We start from the raw sequence: 499 nt of genomic DNA on the forward strand, positions 1-499 counted from the left end.
TTGTCGTTTGCCGCCTCACCGTCGTCATTGAGCAGAGCTTTGGCCTTCTCGATCATCGCTACGGCTCTGAGCGGAGGCAGGGCGACCACTGTGTCGGTCACCACCTGGGTGCTCAGTGCGGCGTTGAGTACCGTCATCGCTTCGTCGGTCTTTCCGTCATCAAGCAGTGCCGTCGCTGCAAGGATCGCGTCGGGATAGGTCGCAAGCGGAAGGCTGGTTGTCCGGATGACAACCTCGGACGCGAACCCGCTCAGCAGCGGTCTCGCTTCCTGGAACTTCCCATCGTCGACCAAGTCCTCGATCTGTTTGCCGAGTTTTCGGACGGCTTCGACGCTGCCCAGAACGTCATAGGTGAAATGATCGATCCGTACGGGCGCCAAAGCGAGATCCGGTTCACGCGCGACGACGGTCTCGAGCTTCCCCGTGGCCAACGCGAGCGCAGCAATCGCCGCATCTGTATCGCCCTTCTCGATCGCGGCGATCGCAGCGTTCGTTTCAT

Annotated in this window: 1 protein-coding gene; it reads right to left on the reverse strand. The window is 60.9% G+C overall.

What is annotated here, in order from left to right; translation table 11 throughout:
• Positions 1-499, reverse strand: a 499-nt coding sequence (locus tag CG51_RS18885; protein WP_035747709.1) for a YfdX family protein, incomplete at both ends; no start/stop codon positions are given.

Source organism: Haematobacter missouriensis (assembly GCF_000740775.1).
In the GTDB taxonomy this organism is placed as follows: Bacteria; Pseudomonadota; Alphaproteobacteria; order Rhodobacterales; family Rhodobacteraceae; genus Haematobacter; species Haematobacter missouriensis.